This window comes from Bremerella volcania (assembly GCF_007748115.1).
GTDB lineage: Bacteria > Planctomycetota > Planctomycetia > Pirellulales > Pirellulaceae > Bremerella > Bremerella volcania.
The window spans coordinates 4,930,420-4,952,380 of record NZ_CP036289.1 but is presented as its reverse complement, the minus strand read 5'-3'; the positions used below and the strand labels follow the sequence as shown (position 1 = coordinate 4,952,380).

At 57.8% G+C, this 21,961-nt stretch carries 17 protein-coding genes and 1 tRNA gene; 8 read left to right on the top strand and 10 right to left on the bottom strand.

All coding sequences use genetic code 11. The features are described 5' to 3' along the window. Nucleotides 1-30: 30 nt before the first annotated feature. The gene (locus Pan97_RS19635; protein ID WP_144975555.1) at nt 31-294 is read right to left on the bottom strand and encodes a MoaD/ThiS family protein; all 264 of its coding nucleotides are present in this window, start codon (nt 292-294) and stop codon (nt 31-33) included. Nucleotides 295-396: 102 nt separating this feature from the next. Here Pan97_RS19635 and Pan97_RS19630 point away from each other — a divergent pair, with 102 nt between their 5' ends. The 3 genes from Pan97_RS19630 to Pan97_RS19620 all read left to right on the top strand — a co-directional run bounded on the left by Pan97_RS19630 (nt 397) and on the right by Pan97_RS19620 (nt 5,983). Continuing rightward, entirely contained in the window at nt 397-1,803 is a 1,407-nt protein-coding gene (locus Pan97_RS19630) for a sensor histidine kinase (RefSeq protein WP_144975553.1), read from the top strand. Nucleotides 1,804-1,808: 5 nt separating this feature from the next. Further along, nucleotides 1,809-3,227: a sigma-54-dependent transcriptional regulator gene (locus Pan97_RS19625; protein WP_144975551.1), complete on the top strand. Its 1,419-nt coding sequence runs from the start codon at nt 1,809-1,811 to the stop codon at nt 3,225-3,227. A gap of 104 nt (nt 3,228-3,331) precedes the next feature. Further along, nucleotides 3,332-5,983 carry a M1 family aminopeptidase gene (locus Pan97_RS19620; RefSeq protein WP_144975549.1) on the top strand — a complete coding sequence of 884 codons (2,652 nt, stop codon included), beginning with the start codon at nt 3,332-3,334 and terminating at the stop codon, nt 5,981-5,983. A gap of 197 nt (nt 5,984-6,180) precedes the next feature. On the opposite strand, the gene Pan97_RS19615 is transcribed toward Pan97_RS19620, so the two are convergent. The 3 genes from Pan97_RS19615 to Pan97_RS19605 form a co-directional block, all read right to left on the bottom strand. Further along, nucleotides 6,181-8,499 (bottom strand): alpha/beta hydrolase family protein, encoded by a 2,319-nt coding sequence (locus tag Pan97_RS19615; protein WP_144975547.1) that lies wholly within the window; start codon nt 8,497-8,499, stop codon nt 6,181-6,183. A 396-nt stretch (nt 8,500-8,895) separates the two neighbouring features. Further along, nucleotides 8,896-8,968: transfer RNA gene (locus tag Pan97_RS19610), tRNA-Ala, on the bottom strand. Nucleotides 8,969-9,038: 70 nt separating this feature from the next. Further along, nucleotides 9,039-10,457, bottom strand: a complete 1,419-nt coding sequence (locus Pan97_RS19605) for an ABC transporter substrate-binding protein (RefSeq protein ID WP_144975545.1) — start codon at nt 10,455-10,457, stop codon at nt 9,039-9,041. Nucleotides 10,458-10,490: 33 nt separating this feature from the next. Between Pan97_RS19605 and Pan97_RS27060 the strand changes: the two genes are divergently transcribed. Further along, nucleotides 10,491-10,613, top strand: a complete 123-nt coding sequence (locus Pan97_RS27060; protein ID WP_261342359.1) for a hypothetical protein — start codon at nt 10,491-10,493, stop codon at nt 10,611-10,613. Between the two features lie 12 nt (nt 10,614-10,625). On the opposite strand, the gene Pan97_RS19600 is transcribed toward Pan97_RS27060, so the two are convergent. Then, a complete protein-coding gene (locus Pan97_RS19600) occupies nt 10,626-11,129 on the bottom strand; it encodes a TrmH family RNA methyltransferase (protein ID WP_196782159.1) in 504 nt (167 codons plus the stop codon). A gap of 115 nt (nt 11,130-11,244) precedes the next feature. On the opposite strand from Pan97_RS19600, the gene Pan97_RS19595 reads away from it, so the two are divergent. Further along, a complete protein-coding gene (locus Pan97_RS19595; RefSeq protein WP_206668906.1) occupies nt 11,245-11,844 on the top strand; it encodes a redoxin domain-containing protein in 600 nt (199 codons plus the stop codon). A 94-nt stretch (nt 11,845-11,938) separates the two neighbouring features. On the opposite strand, the gene Pan97_RS19590 is transcribed toward Pan97_RS19595, so the two are convergent. Next, nucleotides 11,939-13,756: a phospho-sugar mutase gene (locus Pan97_RS19590; RefSeq protein WP_144975541.1), complete on the bottom strand. Its 1,818-nt coding sequence runs from the start codon at nt 13,754-13,756 to the stop codon at nt 11,939-11,941. Nucleotides 13,757-13,969: 213 nt separating this feature from the next. Between Pan97_RS19590 and glmM the strand changes: the two genes are divergently transcribed. After that, the gene (gene glmM, locus Pan97_RS19585; protein WP_144975538.1) at nt 13,970-15,313 is read left to right on the top strand and encodes a phosphoglucosamine mutase; all 1,344 of its coding nucleotides are present in this window, start codon (nt 13,970-13,972) and stop codon (nt 15,311-15,313) included. A 246-nt stretch (nt 15,314-15,559) separates the two neighbouring features. Here the strand turns inward: glmM and Pan97_RS19580 are convergent, their stop codons facing one another. The 4 genes from Pan97_RS19580 to Pan97_RS19565 form a co-directional block, all read right to left on the bottom strand. Further along, complete coding sequence (locus tag Pan97_RS19580; RefSeq protein WP_144975536.1) at nt 15,560-16,423, bottom strand: hypothetical protein; 864 nt, start codon at nt 16,421-16,423, stop codon at nt 15,560-15,562. 397 nt (nt 16,424-16,820) lie between these two features. Beyond that, entirely contained in the window at nt 16,821-17,099 is a 279-nt protein-coding gene (locus Pan97_RS19575; RefSeq protein ID WP_144975534.1) for a hypothetical protein, read from the bottom strand. A 67-nt stretch (nt 17,100-17,166) separates the two neighbouring features. Further along, nucleotides 17,167-18,447 (bottom strand): serine--tRNA ligase, encoded by a 1,281-nt coding sequence (gene serS / locus Pan97_RS19570; protein ID WP_144975532.1) that lies wholly within the window; start codon nt 18,445-18,447, stop codon nt 17,167-17,169. Nucleotides 18,448-18,616: 169 nt separating this feature from the next. Further along, a complete protein-coding gene (locus tag Pan97_RS19565) occupies nt 18,617-19,987 on the bottom strand; it encodes a dipeptidase (protein ID WP_144975530.1) in 1,371 nt (456 codons plus the stop codon). A 186-nt stretch (nt 19,988-20,173) separates the two neighbouring features. Between Pan97_RS19565 and Pan97_RS19560 the strand changes: the two genes are divergently transcribed. Beyond that, nucleotides 20,174-20,533, top strand: coding sequence for an ATP-dependent Clp protease adaptor ClpS (locus tag Pan97_RS19560; protein ID WP_144975528.1), 360 nt, complete (start codon nt 20,174-20,176; stop codon nt 20,531-20,533). 146 nt (nt 20,534-20,679) lie between these two features. Continuing rightward, complete coding sequence (gene mtaB, locus Pan97_RS19555) at nt 20,680-21,960, top strand: tRNA (N(6)-L-threonylcarbamoyladenosine(37)-C(2))-methylthiotransferase MtaB (RefSeq protein ID WP_144975526.1); 1,281 nt, start codon at nt 20,680-20,682, stop codon at nt 21,958-21,960. The last annotated feature ends 1 nt before the right edge of the window (nt 21,961 follow it).

The window sequence follows — 21,961 nt, the reverse complement described above, 5'->3', positions numbered from 1 at the left end:
GATTTCCTGAGGAGGGGATGTCGAGGGGAATCAGCCGCCACCAATCGCAGGTAGGAAGTGAACTTCGCTATCGGCGTGAAGTGGCGCGCGAAGGTTGCGGGCACTGAGCGAACCGTCGACCGAAATCTGAATCGAAGGTCGGATCGTTTCGTGCTCGAATAATCGAGTATGAATTCCTGGGAAGCGGCGATCAAGCTCAGTTAGGGCTTCCCGCAGGGTGGAAGCGTCAATTTCCACCGCGGTTTGCTGTTCGGTTAAATCGCGCCACTGCGCAGGGATGAACAAGGTGGCCATCAAAAACTCCGACGAAACGCACAGGGCACGTACCCACACGTTCAGTTTACAATAGATTGTTCCTCTGGACGACCGTTTCCCGCAAATGCCTGAAAGACGCCGATGCGTTGGCCCCTCGTTTATCAAGTCACTCTGCCGCTGACGCTTTGGACGCTGGTTACCGTTTTTGCCCTCTCGCTGCTAAATCTCTGGTACGCCAAGATCGAAACCGGTGAAGAAGTCGAGGCCCGGCTCGCGGCGATCAACCAGCAACTTAGTGAAGTCCGCTTTCCTCTTTCCTTGCCGGTGCTTCAGCAGATTCAAGGGCTGACCGGCACCGAACTGGCCGTCACCGACAGTACGGGCAAACTGGTTCGAGCCACCACCGAAATCACGCCAGACGAACTTCCATCCCTATTAAAGAAAGATAACCCCGGCGTCGTCAGTTTAGACGAGGTGATCAACCTGGCAGGCGTCAGCTACTTTCACAGCACGACCACTTCGCGTTTCTCCGGCAGCGGTGACGTGACCGTTCATCTGCTGTTTCCCAAAGCGAACTACGATCGGCGCGTGGCTCAGTCGTTCTGGCCGCTGATGCTATTGGGGCTGGTGGCCGTGGGACCGATGCTGGTGGTGGCAAGCTTCTTGGTGACGAGAATCACTCGGCCGATTGCTCGGCTTCAGAAACAAGTCGGTACGATTGCCGAAGGCGATTTCGTCGAGCTTCCGCCTGGGAAGACGAACGACGAACTGCGCGATCTTTCTCTGGCGATCAATCAAATGTCGCAGCAGCTGCAGCAATACGAAAAGAAGGTCCGCACGATGGAACGCGCCCAGGTGCTGGGGCAGATCGGGGCAGGCTTCTCGCATCAGATCCGCAACGCGATGACCGGCGGACAGATGGCCCTTGGGCTGCACCGGTTGGATTGCAACATCCCCGATTGCGAGAGTCTTCAGGTTGCCCAGCGGCAGATGGCGATGGTCGAGCACATGGTGCAAGCGATGCTTCGCCTGGGGCGAAAGCAGGGAATCGATCGACGCGAGGTCAGCATTGCGCAGCTGATCGACGCCACGGTCATGATGGTCGAGCCGCAGGCCCAGCATCATGGACTGTCGATTCATCGCCAAGTCGACTTTCCGCCTGAGGCGACGATGGATGCCGACATGGTGCTGCTGCAAACGTGTCTGATGAATTTGCTGCTTAATGGGATAGAAGCGATTTTAGCGGCACACGCTTCTCAAGCGGCGGCAGGAAAGGAGGTCGCCGAATCGGGGGGGCTTGAGATCGAGGCCTCTCCGCACCAAGGGGCAGAATGGATTACAATACGTGTATGCGACGAGGGAATGGGCCCGCCCGCCGAGATCGCGGATCAACTGTTCGAGCCATTGGTAACGACCAAACCGGAAGGAACCGGGCTCGGGTTGCCAGTGGTTCGTGAAATCGTAGAGCTGCACGGGGGAACGATTGAGTGGTACCGAGTCGACGGGAAAACCTGCTTTCAAATCACGTTACCTCGCCGAGTGAAGTAAACCCCATGGCAAACATCCACGTCATCGACGACGAGTCCAGCGTCTGTTGGGCCATCGAAAAGTTAGGCACCAAGCTGGGACACGAAGTCCGAGTCGCCTCGACCGCCGAACAGGGGCTCGACCTCTTGCAGGAAAGTCAGCCGGACCTGATGTTTCTCGACGTCCGTCTGCCAGGCATGTCGGGCCTGGAAGCTTTACCGAAGGTGAAAGAGATCTCGCCGGGCACGCCGGTCGTCTTGATCACGGCGTTTGGTGACTTGGAGGTTGCGGTTGAAGCGGTGCGTCAGGGAACGTTCGATTACCTGGTCAAGCCGTTTTCCGTGGAAGACATTCAAACGGTGATCGACCGGGCCCTGGCCGAGCAAAACGAAGCCGAAGAGGTTCGGCCAGAGAATGTTTCGGCGGACCTGGTCGGAACGTCCCTGGCGATGCAGGAAGTCTTCAAGCGGATCGCCCTGGCAGCCAGCAGCGTCGCGCCGATCGTCATTCAAGGGGAAAGTGGCACCGGCAAGGAACTCGTCGCCCAGGCCATTCATCGCTACGGCCCGCGTCACGATCAGCCGTTTGTTGCCGTCAACATCGCTTCGCTTGCTCCGTCATTGATCGAAAGCGAACTGTTCGGACACGTTCGCGGCGCGTTCACCAATGCAGTGCAAGACAAGCGAGGTTTCCTGCAACAAGCAGGCGGCGGGACGTTGTTTCTCGACGAAGTCGCCGAGATTCCCTTGCCGACGCAGGCCAAACTACTGAGGGCACTCGAACAGCGCGAGGTCGTGCCGGTCGGCGGATCGGCCGGTGAGAAAACGGATTTCCGCATCGTCTGTGCTTCGCATCGAGACCTTTCCGAGTGCGTCAAGCAAGGAACGTTTCGGCACGATCTGTTGTTTCGACTCAACACGTTTCAAATCAACCTTCCGCCGCTGCGTGACCGCCCCGAAGACATTCCGCCGCTGGTGCATCACTTCATGCATCGATTAGAGAAGGAGTACGCCCGCCCGCTGCGGATCTCGGCGGCAGCACTGGAAGAACTCAAGAAGCGGCCATGGTACGGTAACGTACGCGAGCTGCGGAACGCGGTCGAGCACGCCCAGATACTCGCTCGCAGCGGCGTGATCGAAGTCGAACACCTCCCGGTGCCGGTCGATCGCCAGTGGTTTACCGGCACGTCGGCGGAAACATCGGTTGCCGATCAGCTCGAAGCCAATATTCGAGGCTGGACCAAGGCCCAGCTTCGTGAGGGGGAATCGGAAAATTTATGGGCTCGATTTCAATCGTTGGCGGAAAAAGAGATGCTTGAGGAGTTGCTCGAGCAGTGTGACGGGCAATATCTGGCAATTGCCCGGATTTTGGGTATTCATCGCACGACCGTAAAAAAGAAGTGCGAACAGTACGGACTCCTTTCCCCTGACCAAAAAGATGATTAGGCTGGAGTCATCCAATTTACGAAAACGCGCATCTTAAAACCGTCATGCGTTATCCTGGCGTGAAGTCGAGACGGCGCTGACATTCCATTCTTGATAAGTTCGCCATGAAATCCTTCCGAATCGCGTTCTTGGTCGCAGTCTGCTTGTTGACGGCTGTCGCACATCATTCGCTTGCCTTGGCTGAAGAAGCCCTCTGTACGTGCCGCTACTGCGAGTCCGCCTCGGCGCGGCTCGGGTTTGGCGTCGACCTGGGGGATGACGGTCCGCACTACGCCCCGGTACGTAAAGTCGACGTGCAGCATATCAAGCTCGACATCACGCCCAACTTCCAAGAGCGAACCGTCGGCGGCACAACGACTATTCGCTTCGTGCCGCTGCGCAAGGCGATCGACGTCCTCAAGCTCGATGCGGTCGATCTTACGATTACCAGCGTCGAAGGGTCGACGCCGGTTTCTGAATTCGACAATACGAGCAAGGACCTGACGATCGCCTTCGCCGAGCCCATTCCCGTGGGTCAGGAAAGCTGGGTCACGATTAAGCATCACTGCCAGCCACAAGGTGGTTTCTATTTTCGCACGGCCGAGATGGGTTACCCCGAACAGGACACCCACTGCTGGACGCAAGGCGAGTCCCACTACGCCCGGCAATGGTTCCCCTGCTTCGACTACCCGAACGAGAAGTCGACGACCGAGGTCATTTGCCACGTACCCAGTGACATGACCGTGATTTCCAATGGTCGCAATCTGGGAGAAAGCATTGACCCGCGCACGAATATGAAGTCGGTTCATTGGCTGCAAGACAAGCCGCACGTGAACTACTTGATCTGCGTCGTCGCTGGCTACTTCGACAAGTTGGAAGACGCCGCCGGAAAGATTCCCCTCGGCTACTACAGCCAGCCCACGCTTTCCGAGCACGCGGCGAATTCGTTTCAAGATACGGCTTCGATCATGAACTTCTATCAGAAGGAGATCGGGGTGGCGTACCCGTGGCACAAGTACGATCAGGTCACCATTCGCGACTTTATGGCCGGCGGAATGGAGAACACCACGATCACCACGTTGACGCACAACACGATCTTTACCCCGGCGACCGAAAACATCCGCACGTCGCGAGGGCTCGATGCTCACGAACTGGCCCACCAATGGTTTGGCGACTACGTTACCTGTGAAGACTGGAGTCACTTGTGGCTCAACGAAGGCTTCGCGACCTACTACACGCATTTGTACGAAGGGGAGAAGTTCGGGCGTGATGCGATGCTGTATGGTCTTTACCGCGACGCGACTAATCGCGTTTTGCGGAACGGAGCCAATGACAAACGGCCGATCGTGTGGAAGAAGTACCGCAACGCAGGCGAACAGTTCGACTACCGGGCCTACCCCAAAGGAAGCTGGGTGCTGCACATGCTTCGCAGCCAACTGGGCGAAGAGATGTTTCGCGAGGCGATTCAAAGCTACTTGAAAGAGCACGCCCTGACGACGGTCACCACGCCGGAGCTACAAGCGGCCTTCGAGGAAGCCAGCGGACGAACGTTCGATCGGTTCTTCGATCAGTGGGTCTATCATGCCCGGCATCCGGACCTGAAGATTCGCTACCGCTTCGATCCGAAACTTTCGTTGGCCCAAATCACGCTCGAGCAAACCCACAAAGTGGACGACGACGTGATGCTGTTTAACTTCCCGGCGAAGTTCGCTTTCCTGTGCGATGGCGAAGTGGTTCTGCACACGGAAGACGTCACCGAGGCCAAGCACGAGTTCTACGTGGCCTTGCCTGCCAAGCCCGAGATGGTGCAGTTCGATCCCGAGTACACCCTGCTGGCCAAGGTCGATTTCGACAAGCCGGAAGAGATGTGGATCAACCAGCTGGAAAACGCCGAGCGTGCCACCGGCCGCATCCTGGCCCTGGAAGCGTTGGCCAAGAAGAAGTCGAACAAAGCGATTGACGCGATTCAGAAGTCGCTGGAGACCGACCCGTTCTATGGCGTTCGCGTGGAAGCCGCCGAGGCGCTGGGCAAGATCAACTCGGACGAGTCACGAGCCGCCCTCCGCAAGACGGCCACCCCCAACGATGCCCGCGTTCGCCTGGCCCTGGTGAAAGCAACCGTCGGCGACTACCAGCCGGAAGAGGTGAGCACGCTGCTGCAAGGAGCCCAGGCCGAGAAGAACCCAGCCATCGTGGCGGCTTGGATCGAAGGCCTGGCCAAGTATTCCGACGAACCGGTCAGCCAGTACCTGCGAGCTTCGCTCGAGCAAGAGTCGTTTCGCAACGAAATCGCCGAAGCGGCCGTTGAAGCGATGCGCAAGAGTGGCTCTTCACAGTACGTCCCCGATCTGGCCGAACAGGTTGCTCGGCACGCCGATAACTACACGACCCGCGGCCTGGCCAGCTTGCTCAAGACGCTCGCCAGCCTGAGCGACGAAAAGCAAGAGAAGCTTCAGTCACTGGGGCAGATCGCTCCGCACCTGAACGATCCCCGCGAGGACGTGCAAAAGGGAGCGATCGAAGCGCTCGGCAAACTCGGCCTGGAAGAGGCCCGGCCAATCCTGCAAGCCTACGCCGATGCCTCGCACAACGACCAGCTCTCCAAAGCAGCCGAAAGTGCCTTGGCCACGCTAACCAAGGACAGCACCCCGCAGCCGACCGAATTGATCGAACTCCGCAAGCAAATGCAGGATCTCGAGAAGTCGAACGACTCGCTGAAGAAGAAGCTCGACGAGTTGGAGAAGAAGCTGGAAGCTACTGAGGAGAAGAAGGATTAACCGCCGATTACGCGGTACAGAATCCGCCGTAGAAGTTCGGGGAGAAAAATAGTGGAACTGATCGGGATTGAACCGACGACCTCTGCAGTGCGCATGGAGCCCTCTGTATCGGAAGGTGCCTGTTTGCCGGTCTTTTGACAATTTCGCGCACTTTGGCCAAAGCGAATTTACTGAATCGATGCGGTTGAAGGCCCATATCAGCGCTTGGGCCACTGCAAATGACGATGTAAGAAGTCGAACGATCCCTGGCCGTGGATCATGTGTCCCCCGTCGAACCATTCGATTTCGCACTGCTCGGGGATCTTTAACTGGGCAGCGTAGAGGTGGCGGACCTTAGCAAACTCGTGCCCTACTTTTTCGTCGTCGGCGACTCCGTCGAAATGTCCGCGTTCCACCATGAACGGACGCGGTGCGATCAGTCCGGCCATTTCGGCGTAACCAAACGTGTTGCCCAGATTGAACTCGAATATCTCGTACTCACCGGTCCAAATGTAGCTCCGCGGATTGCGGGTCGAGGCGACCTTGTCGATCCAGGCATTAAAGTCTCCTGAGCAGATCACCGCCGAATAGGCAGGCACCAAGGGAGGAATGCGCATGGCCGACTTGCCTCCATAGCTCAGGCCATAAAAGGCGATGCGATCCGGATCGACGTACGGTTGCGTCTTCAGCCACTGGGTAATCTGCCGGTGCTGGGGAACGATGATCGAAAACAACGTCTTGCCGAGCGCGTTGGCCTTTCGCTGCAAGGTCCGAAAGCGATCTTGGTAGATGTACGGATTCTGAGGACAAAAAACGACAAAGCCTCGCTCGACAAGCGATACTGCGTAGGCCTGGTAGGCCGCGAACTTTTCCTCACCAATCAAGTGATCTGGGCGACCTTCCAAGCCATGCTGGCAAACGACGACCGGACGTTTCTCGTCGGGGGCCATATCACTGGGCAACAGAAGCAGACCATACGCGAACACCTCTGGAAACACATCTAGCGCAACTTCGTATCCGGTCCATTTTGACTCAGAATAAATCTGCCGGGTACGCGGGCTGGCAGGCAACAGGGGACGCTCAAACTTGCCGATCACCTCTGTTTCAAATGTCTCGCGATACGGCGCAATACTCTTTTCGTACGCGGCCAGCGAAGAGTTATCTGGCCGAAAGTAGGCAGTGCGAACCGCGGCGCTGTCGGCCAAGATCGTTTGGTTCTGGCGATTGATCTGGTTCATCTGGCGAACCATCCGAGCCTGCTGGTCGACCGGCTTGCCGACATACTCAGGCAACTGCGTGGTGGTCGCCAGCGATGTCTCCGATTTGAGGCCGCTGAAAAATTGTGTGAGCCATTGCTCCGATCCGAACGAGCCTTGGCCGTCTTCTTCGCTGGTGAAAGTGAGCCTCGCATCAGCGAGGCGATCACCAACCAATGCCTGGGCTCGTTTCCACTCGTGCGTTACTTGTTCCAGGGAGGGTGACACGAGCACGCCAGGAGCCGAGCCATGTTCGCCCGGCAAGTTGACCTCGGGGCCCGCTGCCGCTTCGATCGCCAGGTGACGCGGCGCGATCAGGCTGGCAATCTCCGCATCACCGAATTCCCGCAGTCGACCAAACACGTTGCGATCGATCGGTTCCTCCCAGATGTTCTGTCGCGAAGTGAAATAGCCACTGACCCCGACCGAGTCGATTCGCTCGTCCAGGGCACCTGCATACAGGGCCAGCATGCCCCCTTCGCCATAACCAATCACCCCGATCGGTTGCTTGCCATCCTGGGCAAACGCGTCGACGGCAGCCAGAACCTTTTGAACTTCGTAGCCAATCAAATGCCGACCCAGTTCAAAGGCGGACCGATAAAGAAGTTCTCGGCCAGGCAATTGACTTTGTCGTGGTCCAGGAAATTTCAGAAGTCCTCGCTCACGTGTGATGATCGTCGGAATCACAACCTGGAAGCCACTTTCAGCGAGTTGCCGAGCAAACTGCGACGAGGGAGCGATGCCTGGATCGAGGCCAGCCAATTGCTCAGGCGTTTGTGCGGCGTCGGGAATCGCGACGATGCTCCCATGAACCTGCCCTTTGGGCCTCAGCAGCAAGCCTTCTCCTCGGATGACCCCGAATACCGGCCAATCCACGGCGATCACATCGACGTTTTGCGAGGATGCGAGCGCCTGCGGCTCATTCACGCTGGTCGTTCGCTGCAGCCCAATCTTAGGCTGGCGCTCGTCGCGTACCCCTAATGTCTCCGCCAGTCGCTGACGGTTCTTCTCGACCGATCGCGCATAGGCTTCCGGAGAACTGGTATTACGGTCCCAGTACTGTGTTCGCTTACCAGGTGCGGCCGCGATCTCCTGAAGCAGAAAACGATCAATCCCGGCAACCATCTGCGAGGCAATCTGCGCACCGTCTCCTTCCATCTCCAACAAGCGGGTGCCTGGCAAAGCAGGACCGTACTCGACGGAAGGAGTTTCGGCGTGACTATTCGATACAAAAGCGAACAGCCAAACGCAAATCAGCACGCATCGCAAGAATCGACCCATGAAATGGGTTCCTGAAACTGGTCGTTTCTTCAATCCATTCAACGAGGGAATGTGGGAAACGATCTCGGGGATCAAGGTTCAAAGTATAGAAAACCGAGGAATTGATGTCACGTGTGATCTTTAGGTTGCTTCGAGATTTCACCTTAGCCCTGTGGCAAGTTTCTTTCCTGCACCACGTGATTCCTGGCAAAACATAGCGTCTGTGGTTCGCGAGAAAATAGCCGTCAATTCGTAGCTGTGTTTTACAGGTGTGCACTGTCGTCCTCGGCAGTGCGAAGCGGTGACTCGGCAGGCGATACGTCTTCGTTCTGATGAATAAAACGGGCGGATACTCAAAAAGATCTTGCTCAGACCTTACGGCCCCAAGCCGGTCCAGAAACATAGAAGTCAAATAAGTGGAGCTGATCGGGATTGAACCGACGACCTCTGCATTGCGAACGCAGCGCTCTCCCAGCTGAGCTACAGCCCCAAGTGGTGCTTTCGATTTTATGTTAGCGGTGATCTCAAGTCTAGCGAGAAACCGGCCATAACACGGCTGGCTAGAAGGCCGTTTCGCCGATGCCTTGGCTGTTGCGGAAGGCCTTGATGTGCTCGGCCTGGCCTGACTCTTCGGAGAGCTTGTCCCAGCTTTGAGCCGCCTCCAGCCAAATAGCTTCGACGTTTGCGTCATCGCCGGCCATCGTCTTCTGCATTGCTTCGCGAATGACCTTTTCGTACGCCTGGCGGTTGGGAATTCGCAGGGCCGATAGGTGCCGCGGGGATTGCAACTGTTCGAGGTTGGCCTGAGCGTATTGCCGCAGCGCGGTGCCTGGCAAGTTGCTCGGCATCCAAGCTTCCGCCATCGGTAAGGAGGAGATTCGGCAGAATGTGGTTCGCTCGGAAGCGGGGGAAATCAGTGAAATGAGTTCCGGTCCGGTCAGCAGAACGAGCAGATTCGCCGCGTTGATCGTTTGGCCGGAAGTGGACGAAATCGAACCCACCATGCCGGAGGTCGACAGCAGCGGGATGCTCTCGGGCTGGTTGCCGGGGCGGGGGAGCCATTGGTTCTCAGGCGTCTTGTAGGTCTCCTTCGAGCCAGGCAGCGCCGCGAACTGGATGTCTTCCGGAACCGTTTCCGGCACGATGGTGTACTTGTTGATCCAGCCGATCGCCATGACCGATTTGCCGGCCAGGAAGGCCTCGGCCGAGGCTTTCGGATCGAGCGAGTTGAACGCGTCGGGAACCGTTTGGGCAACGTCCGCCAACTGCTGGGCGGCCTTGGTGAAACCAGGCGAATCGATCCGGGCCTTGCCGGTGGCAAAGTCGAAATAGGTCGAAAGGTTCTCGCCATGCTTCACGTAGGCGGCACTGCGGGCCAGCCACAGGTTGGGTAAGTAAGCTTCGTCCAGCGGTTCGAGCGTAGCCGCTGCGATCGTATCGTTATTTTTTAAGAGGTCGCTTTTCTGGATCGTTTCGACGGCAGCGGCGTACTCGTCCCAGGTGTTCGGCACTTCCAGACCCAGTTGATCGAGCAGGTCAGTGCGAACCATCAGCATCAGCACTGGGCTGCCCAGCGGCAATGCGTACGGCTTGGATCCCCAGCGGGTTTCAGTTTGATAGATGCCCAGGGCGACGTCGTCCAGCTTCAGTTCTTCACTGCCCAGGGTGGCGGTGGGAATCGGAGCGATCCAGTCGCGCTGGATCAACTCTCCCATCATCGCTGGTGGGTAGATGAGCACGTCTTTCGTGAACCGCTTTTCACCGAGCAGCACTTCCTCGGTGACGACGTCGACGGTGATCTTTTCTTCGGTTCGGGCTGCCAGTTCACGGCGGATGGCCTCAGCCATTGGCTCGTCGGCGACGATGGTGACCGAAAGAGGTGGCGTTTCGACCTTGGGAAGTTCCTTCTTTTTCGTGCCGTTGCATCCAACGACAAGGCACGAAACGAGAATCAACAGCAGCGGAATGCGGAATGTCATGAGTTTAACTTGCGATCGTCAAAGAGTCTCGGCATGTTTGCGAAACCGCATCGTAGTCGGATTATCAGCAAGGGACAATCGCTGTCGACGCCCAGCCAGGCCATGACGGCGAAGTTCTGCGAAGTCGCGAACCGTTTGTGGCCAGCGTTCGTATAAGCCACTTCACTTTTAGCCTTCGGGAAATTGTCGGCAAAATTCATAAAGGGCCATGCACGTCGCGGTTGCGGCGTTGTAGCTGTACGGCATCCCATACACGGGGATTTCGACCGTGGCGTCGAGCAGGCCAAGGATGTCTTCCGTAATGCCCAGGCGTTCGTTGCCGATCACCAGGACCGTCTTTCGCACGAATGGAAAGTGATGAATGTCCTGCGAATTGGTCGTCTGCTCGAGACCGACGAGCATGTACCCTTCCCGTTTCAGATCACGCAGCACCGGAGCCAGGCTGCGGTGACGCGAGATCGGCAGCTTCTCGGCACCATCGCGGGCAATCTTCGGGTCGATTTTCACGTTGCCGCATACGATCACCTTGCTGATCGCACAGCACGATGCGGCCCGCACGATGCGCGAAATGTTTACGTTGCTCCGCATCGGACAACAGGCCACGATCAATTCGCGCGGCTGATCCAACGCCGTGGGGGGCTTGTGGCGAAGATGCTCGAAATCTGGGTCCATACTCATTGCTATCAAAACGGCGGCCCTGGTTGCTAGAGCCCCAGCGACTGGGATACAAACGGGGATAACTAGTATCGTAATGCGAAAACTTCACAAGGTGGAAGCGGGTGAAATCATGAATACGCGTTGGGTAATGCTCGGTTTGTTGATGGCTATCTGTGGATGTGGCAAGGGTTCAGGGCCTCAGCCGGCCATGACTCCACCGGCCGAGACGGTCGACGTCACGCCTGAGAAGACCATGGAAATCGACACGAAGGTCATGGACTACCAGGGCATTCAAATGCTGGTCGAGTCGTACCGCGGGAAAGTGGTCGTCGTCGACTACTGGTCGACCGATTGCCCCCCGTGCATCAAGGAACTGCCAGGGTTGGTCGACGTGCACAACGAGTTCTCAGCGGAAGGTGTGAAGTGCATCACCGTGAGCCTGGACTACATCGGCCTGGCGGACGAAGGCCCGGAAACGTACAAGGAGAAGGTCATGCCCTTTCTCAAGCACGTTGGAGCGACCTTCGACAACATCATTGCCGCGGACGATTCCGAAACGATGCTGAAGAAGCTAGAGTTGGCCGCTCCCCCGGCTGTGATGGTCTACGGTCGTGATGGAAAACTGGCCAAACGCTTCGATAACGAAGAAGCCGCCAGCGAAGAAGAAGGGTTTACTTACGATAAAGACATCAAGCCGCTGGTAGCCGAACTCGTCAAAGCGAAGCCGTAATTTCCAGTCCCCTCTCCCCCGCAGACGGTGGAGAGGGGACTGGATTATCAGGGGCGTGCCACTGTTTCCATCGAACCCTGACCTCTGGTCAGCATTAAACGCTATCCGCAAAAGCCTTCAGGTCTTTCTCGAACGCGTCGAGCCGCTGTTCCATTTCTTCCTGGGCGGCGTCCAACAGCGACAGCTGCTCGGCGGCGACGTAGGTGAACATGTAGAACTTCACCTTCGGCTCGGTGCCGGAAGGACGGACGGCGACGTAGTTGTCTTCTTCCAGGTCCAGGATCACCATGTTGCCGCTCGGGCCGTTCAGGTGAGTTACTTCACCATCAGGCGTGGTGATCGTGTCATTCAGATAATCGCGAACTTGCAGCAGTTTCAGGCCGCCGACCGTTTGCGGCGGCTGCTGGCGAAACTTACCCATCAGTTTCTGCATGTTGGCCATCCCTTCACTGCCTGGCATCTTTTGGTTCAGCAGGCGTTCGGCGTGGTAACCGTGTTGCCACCACAGCGATTCCAGCTTCTCGTGCAGCGACTTGCCTTCGGCTTTGCAGTTGGCGGCCAGTTCGGCCAGCAGCATCGAAGCCACTGCGGCGTCCTTGTCGCGGGCATACTGACCGACCAGATACCCGTGCGATTCTTCACAGCCGAAGAGGAACTTATCCGGCCCTTCGGCATCCATCGTGCCGCCGATCCACTTGAAACCGACCTGCAGGTTGCCACAGGTTCGCACGCCATAGCTATCGGCGATCCGGCGAGCCATCTCGGTGGTGACCAGCGTCTTGACGATGTAATGCTCAGGCGTCAGACCGCCCCCCTTCTTGCGCTCCGACAGAACGTGATCGCAGAGCAGGGCAGCGATCTGGTTGCCGGTGAACGTGCCCCACTCGCCGGTGGCGTCCATCGTTTTGGGGGCCGCACACCCGACGCGGTCGCAGTCGGGATCGGTTGCCAGGATCAGCTCGGTTCCGTCGGTTTTGGCCTGCGCGATGGCGGCGTCGAAGACGGCGGGGTTTTCCGGGTTGGAAACGTGCTCTGGCACATTTGGGAAATCGCCGTTGGGTTCTTCGTGCGGGCCGAAGATCGTCACGTCGGTGAAATGATCTGCCTTGAGTGCCGGGATCACGGCCGACGCCCCCACGCCGTGCAGCGGCGAGTACAGAATCTTCAGGTCACGCGGCCCGTCAAACTTCTGCTGAGCGACATTGCTGATGAACGCTTCGTCGGTCTCTTTCGTGCAGATGACGACTTTGCCGTCGTTGACCGCCGCGTCGAATTCTACGCCCAGCGGAATTTCCTGCACGTTCATCACGTTGTCGATGATCTTCTTGTCGTGCGGTGGCATCACCTGGCCACCGGTCGACCAGTACACCTTCACGGCGTTGTCGCTGGGTGGGTTATGGCTGGCGGTGACCATGATGCCGCACGAGCACTTCTTGTAGCGGACCAGGAACGAAAGTTCCGGCGTGCTGCGGTAGTCGTCCAAAAAGTAAACGGTGAAGCCGTTGGAAACCATGATCCGGGCGCACAGTTCGGCGAACTCACGCGAGCGATGCCGGGTATCGTAGGCGATCGCGCACGACAGGTCCCCTTTGACGTTGTCTTTCACGTATTCGGCCAGCCCTTGAGCGCTTTCGCCGATGGTGCGTTCGTTGATCGCATTCGAGCCGATCGGGTACATCTTGCCGCGACGGCCGCCGGTGCCGAAGGGGATGATCGTCCAGAACGCGTCGTCCAGCTCTTTCCACTTGCCGGAAGTGATGTGATCGGCTACCTGGCCGGCGTATCGGGCGTAACGGTCTTCGGTCAGCCAGATTGCGATGTTCTCGGCAGCGCTGGCCGTGATTTTTCCGTCGGCCGAGGCCTGTTTGACTTGCTGGAGAAGTGCTGTGGTGTCGATATCGCTGCCGCTCATAATCGTCCTCTCGTTGGGTCTAAAGGAATTCCCCGATTCTAAGGGAACCCTTGGTTGATCATCAATTGGGCCCGGCGTGGGGACGTGAATTCTTCACTTTCGCGGGGCAACGAAGAAAACGGTCACGCCAAGACTGCCCATTATGTTTTATAGTAAGGAAGCTCACCCGATCGCCCTGAAAACACACCTTAATGCCGAGCCGACGAAGCACCGATGCAAGAACCAATCATCAGCGTGTCCGGATTACGCGGAATTTTAGGATTGAGCCTTTCGCCGGAGATAATCAGCCGCTACATCGCGGCGTTTGTCGAGCAATTGCCGGAAGGAAGTATTCTCCTATCTCGCGACGGTCGCCCCAGTGGCTGGGCGATCGGGGATATCGTGAAGGGAACGATTAATTTGCTCGGTCGCGACGTCATCGACGTGGGCGTCGCCGCGACCCCCACCGTCGGCATTCTGGTTCGCGATAACCGCTGTACCGGCGGCATTCAAATTTCTGCCAGTCACAATCCGCCGGAATACAACGGTTTAAAACTGATGGGAGCCGACGGACGAGTCATCTCGGCCGAAAAGGGAGCCCAGGTCAAAGCGGCCTACAAAGACCAGCCAGTCACGTGGGCACCGTGGGACGAAATCGGCAATACGACTTCCTGCCCTGACCCGGCCACGGCCCACATTGAAAAGGTTCTCGCGACGATTAACGTGGAACCGATTCGAAAGAAATCTTTTAAAGTTCTGCTCGACAGCAACGGCGGCTCCGGGAGCATCGTCGGCGTGAAGCTGTTGGAACAACTCGGCTGCGAAGTCGAGGTGATCGGCGGCGAGCCCAACGGCACGTTCCTGCACCCGGCCGAACCGACCGAAGCGAATCTGAAATCGATTTCCGACCTGGTCGCCCAAGGGAAATACGACATCGCGTTCTGCCAAGACCCCGACGCCGATCGCCTGGCCGTGATCGACGAAAAGGGGCGCTACATCGGCGAGGAGTATACCGTCGCACTGTGCCTGCAAAACGTTTTGTCGCAGCGCAAGGGAGCTGTTGTGATCAATGGCGCCACGAGCCGCATGAACGAAGACGTGGCCGCTTCGTTCAAGTGCCCGATCTTCCGCTCGGCGGTCGGCGAAGCGAACGTCACGCAGGAAATGATGCGGCGGGACGCCGTCTTCGGCGGCGAAGGGAACGGCGGTCCGATCGACCCTCAGGTCGGCTACATTCGCGACAGCTTCGTCGGCATGGCCAACATCCTGGAACTCATGACCAAGAAGAAAAAGCCGATCAGCAAACTGGCCGACGCATTGCCGCGCTACGAGATCGTGAAGCACAAGGTCGATCTGGATGCCCATGAACTGCCAGCCGGTTTCGATCGCCTCAAACAGCAGTACGCCGACGCCCAACTCGACGAAGGGGACGGGCTGCGTTTCACTTGGAAAGACCGCTGGCTGATCGCCCGGGCCAGTAACACGGAACCGATTGTGCGCGTCATCGCCGAGTCGAAGTCGTTCGACCAAAGCGAAGGCATGTGCATCTCGGCAACGCGCACGCTGCGCGGGGTTTAGCCTGACAGGCTGAGTTAGTAGTGTGCTTGATAAGCTCCAGTCCCCTCGCCCCTGAGGGAAGAGGTTTAGGGTGAGGGGCTATCCCCGTCGGCATGAAAGCGCATGCGCGAATGATGTTCCGATCTTGATGGGGAACTTCATCCGGCGATGTGAGGCAAACCTCGCACATAAAACCCTCACCCTAGCCCTCTCCCTGCGAGGGAGAGGGGACAGGATTTTCTTGCCAGCGCGGAGGGGGTGACCGAATCAAGGCGGCCCGCGTTCGTTGGTTGGAACCCTCGTCCCGGGTACCATGCCCACGTCCGCGCGGGCATGCTCTTGCTTCGTGGGACGCACGCGTTCGAGCCAGTACATCAAGTCGAACTCGACGACCTCAACACGCGGTCGTACCTTCGGCACGTCTTCGCTTGGCAAATGCTCTTCGTATGCCAACATTTCGCCAGCGATACCAAGCTCGCCTCGCAGGCAATCAATTTTCTCTTGCTTGACGCGAATCTTTTCCTGGAGTTCCAAGTCTTGCAGCTTCAGCCGATAGTAGGTCCACGTCAGGTAGCGTTTTTCCTGATAGGTGTACGGCTCCTCGGGAACGACTTCGCGCCAACGCTTCTCCCGTTTGCGGGGTGATTTTGATGCGCGCACGCGTGGCGACTTCGTTCGCTTTGGTGCAGGCAACGGCGGTGGATATTCGTCCGGAAACTCGTAAGCCGCGACCTCCGGATCGATCGGCACCGTTAAATAGTCGGCGCAGAACTTGGGATCATCCGATTGTAGAAACGCCGTATGAAGTTCTTTCTGCTTCGCTTTCTCGGCCTGCGCGAATGCCTCCCAGGCAGCTTCCTTCGCGGCATCTTGCCGACGCGCGATGGCATCCCAAGGCGAAGGTCTGCTCGATGGCATGCGTTTGCCATCGGGTGAGATCTGTTTCCACGGATCGTCTTCAACCGGTTCGTGTGCAGTCGGTTCTTCCGGCACGTCATCCGAAAGAAACATCAACACTTCCCCACAGCAGGGGCAGAGAAGCCGATTCCCATCGCGCACGGCAACCTGGGGGCTGTGCTCTGGTGAGCCAACTCCATCCATTTCAGGTTGTGACGTGTGGGAATGGGACATGATGTTCTTGTGGGTTGAAGGTTGATGAATCGTGTGGCGCTGGCCACCGGCCAGTGGGCAGTGGTTTGGATCGTCCTTCCCAAAACCGTTGCGAAAGCACTGGTCGGAAGCCAAGCATTCACGGAGGTTGGGAGTGGGAAACAGGGACGCGTAAACGAGTAGGCGTCTGGTTTGCATGCCTGGGTGGGCATGGCTTGGCCCCAAGATTTGGGCCGGTAACTTGGTCTTCAAGCGTGACGAAGGTCACAACAGACCGAGCAGAAAATGCGGATGTTAGGAAAGTGTCTCCAGCGATCGATTACTTATACCAGCCTGCGGTGCCGGAAAGATAGTGCGCGCGGAAATTTTTTTTGAGGCACCGTATTTCGAGGATGAAAAGAGGGGAGCCTGCGATGGCTTAGGTAGACAGCAGCCATGCCAAGATGGTTACCGGGCCGCCGATGAATAGCGTGGCGACCAGCGGAATGATTCCGAGGTAGATCGCCAATAGCGGTCCGTGGGGACGCAGGCGTAGCATGGCGTTCAGGCCGACCATGGCGGCGGCAATGCCTGGCAAGAGGAAAATTACCACCAGTGACAGAATCGAAAGCGGCTTCCATAAGAGCGCCGCTGCGATGGAACCCACGGCGTAGACTGCTGCCGCTATTCCAGTGGGAAGCTGGATAAATAGCGGCAAGGTTACTTTTCTTTCGTGTGGTCGCTTTTCGGATGCTGGCATCCTTGATCTACTTTCTCTCGGAACTCTAACGAGGACCGATCTTATCCATGCCCATATACGGCCGCAGGACTTCCGGTACTTCGATGCTACCGTCGGCTTGCTGGTAGTTTTCCATCACGGCGATCAGACCGCGGCTTAAAGCGATGGCGGTGCCGTTAAGCGTGTGGGCGAAGTGGGTTCCCTTTTCCCCTTTCACCTTGTAGCGGATGTTCAAGCGGCGGGCCTGGTAGTCGGTGCAGTTCGAAGTGCTGGTCACTTCGCCGTATTCGCCAGCATCACCGCGGCCTGGCATCCACGCCTCGAGGTCGAATTTGCGGTAGGCGGGTCCCCCCAGGTCGCCGGTGGCTGTGTCGACCACGCGGTACGGGATCTGCAGGCCGTCGAAGATCTTGCATTCCAGGTCACGGAACTTATTGAGGGTCGCTTCGCTGTCTTCCGGCAGGGTGAACGCGAACATCTCGACCTTGGTGAACTGATGCACGCGGTAAAGACCTCGCGAAGCACGCCCTGCGGCGCCTGCTTCGGTGCGGTAACAGTGGCTGATGCCACAGAACAGCTGCGGCAGCGTTTCCGCTTCGAGCGTCTTGCCGGCGTACATGCCGCCCAGGGTGATCTCGGCGGTGGCGACCAGGTTGAGGTCGGTGTTTTCGATGCTGTAGATCTGCGTTTCGGGACCACGCGGGATAAAGCCAACCCCGTGCAGAATCTCGGTGCGGGCCATGTCGGGCGTGATGGTCGGAACGAACCCTTCCTTCACCAACAGGCCCACCACGTACTGCTGCAGGGCCAGTTCCAGCAGGACGGCTTCGTTCTTCAGGTAGTAGAAACCCGCCCCGGCGACCTGGGCGCCTGCTTCGAAGTCGATGAGGTCGAGCTTTTCCCCTAGTTCGACATGGTCGAGAACCTTGAAGTCGAACGTGCGGGGCTCGGTCGATCCGCGCTGGAGTTCGAGATTGCTCTTATCGTCCTCGCCGATCGGCGCGTCGGGGTGGGTGAGGTTGGGAATGACGCGGAGGATTTCGACGATCTGCTCTTCAAGCTTGTCGACTTCGGTCGAGGCATCGTCCTTCAACTGACGAAGACGCTTGCCTTCGGCGATGATGTTAGGGCGTTCTTCCGGCGTGGCCTTGCCTACGGTCTTGTTGATTTCGTTGGCCTGACGGTTGAACTCTTCGGCCTCTTGCAGCTTGGCCTTGCGAGCGGTCTCGAGCGTGACGATCTGATCGACGTCGGCTTGAACACCACGGTTCTCGCAGTTCTTCTTCACGAGTTCGACGTTTTCGACAACAAACTTCCGGTCGAGCATGGGTTGAGGTCTTTGGGGTTAACGTTAGCGTGTTCGTTTCTTTTCGGGTCCCCTCTCCCTTCCCAAGGGAGAGGGCTAGGGTGAGGGTTGGGCAGTTGGTACCCGCTTCGCCCCCTCACCCTCACCCCCGCAGACGGTGGAGAGGGGACAAGATGAAGGGGACATTGATTTACTTATCGATCTTGGCCAGTTCGGCCCACAACTGGGCGCTGGCGGTGATGCCTCGCTGGAAATCGGCGAGGTTGAACTTTTCGTTGGGACTGTGGGTGTTATCGTCATCCAGTCCCCAGCCCAACAGCAGAACATCGGAGCCGAGTTGCTGGGCGAAGTTGGCGACGATCGGGATCGAGCCCCCTTCACGGATCAGCACTGGGGCGGCGCCGAAGCCTTGCTGGATCGCGCTACTGGCGGCCTTGATATAGGGGCTGTCGGTGGCGACGACGAAGCCCGGCGAACCGTGATGTTCCTTGAACTCCATCTTGATGCCTGATGGGCATACCTTTTCCAGGTGCTCGCGTAGCGCCTTGCCGATCTTGTGCGGGCACTGGTCCGGCACCAGACGGCAGCTGAACTTGGCCGACGCTTCGCTTGGCAAAACGGTCTTGGCGCCTTCCCCTTGGTAGCCGCTGGTCAGGCCGTTGATATCCAGGGTCGGTCGAGCCCAGCGACGTTCGAGGGTGGTGTACCCTTCTTCTCCATGGACATCGTCGATGCCCAATTGTTCTTTGAATTTTTCTTCGTCGAAGGGAAGTTCCGCGAAGTTTTCCCGTTCGTCACCGGTCATTGGTTTGACGTCGTCGTAGAAGCCGGGGATATGAATCCAGCCGTGTTCGTCGATCAGCGTGCTCAGCATCGCGCACAAGGCGTTGGCCGGGTTGCGAACGCTGCCGCCGAACGAACCGCTGTGCAGGTCACGGTTGGGGCCGACCAACTTCAGTTCAAAGTAGGCGATCCCCTTCAGCCCGTAGGTGATGGCTGGCTGGCCAGGGCCAAACTGGCTGCTGTCGCTGATCACGACGACGTCGTTGGCCAGCAGTTCTTTATTCTCTTCAATGAAAGGAGCGAGATTCGCGCTGCCGATTTCCTCTTCCCCTTCGATCAGGAATTTGACCTGGATCGGCAGCTCGCCCACCGATTTCATCCAGGCAGTCGCTCCGAATACATGAGTCAGCATCTGGCCTTTATCGTCGGTTGCCCCGCGGGCTACGATGTTGCCGTCGCGCTCGGTGGGGTCGAAGGGGGGCGTAACCCACAGGTCGAGTGGTTCGGGAGGTTGGACGTCATAGTGTCCATAAACGAGAGCTACCGGCTTGCCCGGTACCGGTGGGCTTTCGGCGTAGACGATCGGATGCCCCTTGGTCGGGATGACCTTCGTTTCGAAGTTCAATTCCTGGAAACGACTTGCGACCCAATCGGCGGCGGTCTTAACGTCTTCTTTATGTCGACTATCGGTGCTAACGCTGGGAATTCGGAGCAACTCTTTGAGCGACTCGACGAAGTTTCCACGATTCTCATCTATAAAAGTTTTCAGATCCGGCATGGCTTATCCAATTGGACTTGGGCGCTGCGTGGTTTGGCTTTTGAAAAGCCAAAATAATCTTCCGACCCGCAAAGCCGTACAATATAATACGACTCGCAGTGTATGCACATTGCACCCATGCCGCACGCAACCATTTCGGGGGACAGGCGAGCGGTTGAATTCCTGTTGAATTTCGAGAAGTTACCAGTGGGCGACTCCAATACGTCAGTAGCAGAACCTTGGGAAGCGACGACGGTTTCCACCAAAACCAAACCCAAGAAAAAGCAAAAACCAAAGCGTCAGCCTCGTTACCACGTCATGCTCTGGAACGATGACGATCACACGTACGAATACGTCATTTTGATGATGCACGAGTTGTTCGGGCACCCGGTCGAGAAGGGCTTCGAGATCGCCAAGACGGTCGATTCCGACGGGAAAGCCATTTGCCTGACCACTACCAAAGAGCACGCGGAACTGAAACGCGACCAGATTCACGCCTATGGCAAAGACGATCTGATCGCCCGTTGCCGCGGTTCGATGTCTTCCACGATCGAGCCAGAGTGTTAAGATATCCTATTCCCTCTTCCAACAAGGGAGAGAGCAGGGGTATGGTTCTACCGTGTACTTCGGTTCGCCCCTCACCCTAACCCTCTCCCCTGAGGGGCGAGGGGATAAGAAGTCAGGTAGCACTCTCCAGTTCCCACCGTCTGCTGATGAGCGATCTCAAGCTGAAGACCCTAACCCTGGGGTGCAAGGTCAACCAATACGAAACCGAACTGGTTCGCGAGGGACTTGCGCGCGGCGGCTATCGAGACGCCCAGGAGAGCGAAGCGGCAGACGTGTGCGTGGTGAATACCTGCACGGTGACCAACGAAGGGGACTCAAAAAGCCGCCAGGCAATTCGCCGCCTGGCCCGCGACAACCCCAACTCGCGGATCGTGGTGATGGGCTGCTACGCTACCCGGGCCCCGAACGAGCTGAAGGTGCTGCCCAACGTTTCGGAAGTGGTCACCGACAAACGCGAGATTCCCGATCTGCTGGGCCGGATGGGGGTGATCGACATTCCCGATGGCATCTCGAAGTTCGGCGATCGCCACCGCGCCTACGTCAAGGTACAAGACGGCTGCCTGCTGCGGTGCAGCTTCTGCATCATCCCTTACGTCCGGCCTGAGATGCATAGCCGTCCTTCCGCCGAGATCGTCGACGAAGTGGCTCGCCTGGCGGGCAACGGGTTCCGCGAGATCGTGCTGACAGGGATTCATCTGGGGCACTACGGCGTCGACCTGAACAAGGGGAAGCCTAAGACCGATTGGGTGCGCCTGGCGAAGCTGATGGAAATGCTTTCGCGGATCGAAGCCGACTTCCGCGTTCGACTTTCCAGCATTGAAGCGACGGAGGTCACCAAAGAGCTGATCGAGGTCATGGCGAAATACCCCGACAAGATCTGTCCTCACCTGCATATCTCGATGCAAAGTGGTTCCGATTCTGTCCTGCGGCGGATGCGACGTCGCTGGGGGAGCCAGCGATTTGTCGACCGCTGCAAGCTGCTGAAAGACTCGATCGACAAGCCGTCGATCTCGACCGACATCATCGTCGGTTTCCCCGGCGAGACCGAGGAAGAATTCCAAGAGACCTGCCAGGTGTCGGAAACGGTTGGCTTCTCGAAGATCCACATCTTCCCCTTCAGTCCCCGCAAGGGAACGCCGGCGGCCGAGATGCCCGATCAGATCCCCGGCGATGTGAAGTCTGACCGCAGGGCTCACCTGGCCGCGGTCGAAGACAAAACCCGCGAGGCGTATTACCAGAGCCTGGTGGGGGATACTCTGGATGTGCTGATCGAAGCGGAAGATCGCGACGATGCAAACTTCGCCACCGGCACCTCGTGCCGTTATGCTCCGGTGCATGTAAGCCGATCACAGGTGGAAATCGGCCAGCGGTACCAGATGAGAATTAACCGAGCGGATTGGCAGCAATTACACGGCGTGCTCGTTTAGA

Excerpts from the sequence above, each read along its gene's own strand:
- Pan97_RS19635 (WP_144975555.1), bottom strand. The coding sequence starts at position 294 with ATGGCCACCTTGTTCATCCCTGCGCAGTGGCGCGATTTAACCGAACAG.
- Pan97_RS19630 (WP_144975553.1), top strand. The coding sequence starts at position 397 with ATGCGTTGGCCCCTCGTTTATCAAGTCACTCTGCCGCTGACGCTTTGG.
- Pan97_RS19625 (WP_144975551.1), top strand. The coding sequence starts at position 1,809 with ATGGCAAACATCCACGTCATCGACGACGAGTCCAGCGTCTGTTGGGCC.
- Pan97_RS19620 (WP_144975549.1), top strand. The coding sequence starts at position 3,332 with ATGAAATCCTTCCGAATCGCGTTCTTGGTCGCAGTCTGCTTGTTGACG.
- Pan97_RS19615 (WP_144975547.1), bottom strand. The coding sequence starts at position 8,499 with ATGGGTCGATTCTTGCGATGCGTGCTGATTTGCGTTTGGCTGTTCGCT.
- Pan97_RS19605 (WP_144975545.1), bottom strand. The coding sequence starts at position 10,457 with ATGACATTCCGCATTCCGCTGCTGTTGATTCTCGTTTCGTGCCTTGTC.
- Pan97_RS27060 (WP_261342359.1), top strand. The coding sequence starts at position 10,491 with ATGTTTGCGAAACCGCATCGTAGTCGGATTATCAGCAAGGGACAATCG.
- Pan97_RS19600 (WP_196782159.1), bottom strand. The coding sequence starts at position 11,129 with ATGGACCCAGATTTCGAGCATCTTCGCCACAAGCCCCCCACGGCGTTG.
- Pan97_RS19595 (WP_206668906.1), top strand. The coding sequence starts at position 11,245 with ATGAATACGCGTTGGGTAATGCTCGGTTTGTTGATGGCTATCTGTGGA.
- Pan97_RS19590 (WP_144975541.1), bottom strand. The coding sequence starts at position 13,756 with ATGAGCGGCAGCGATATCGACACCACAGCACTTCTCCAGCAAGTCAAA.
- glmM (WP_144975538.1), top strand. The coding sequence starts at position 13,970 with ATGCAAGAACCAATCATCAGCGTGTCCGGATTACGCGGAATTTTAGGA.
- Pan97_RS19580 (WP_144975536.1), bottom strand. The coding sequence starts at position 16,423 with ATGTCCCATTCCCACACGTCACAACCTGAAATGGATGGAGTTGGCTCA.
- serS (WP_144975532.1), bottom strand. The coding sequence starts at position 18,447 with ATGCTCGACCGGAAGTTTGTTGTCGAAAACGTCGAACTCGTGAAGAAG.
- Pan97_RS19565 (WP_144975530.1), bottom strand. The coding sequence starts at position 19,987 with ATGCCGGATCTGAAAACTTTTATAGATGAGAATCGTGGAAACTTCGTC.
- mtaB (WP_144975526.1), top strand. The coding sequence starts at position 20,680 with ATGAGCGATCTCAAGCTGAAGACCCTAACCCTGGGGTGCAAGGTCAAC.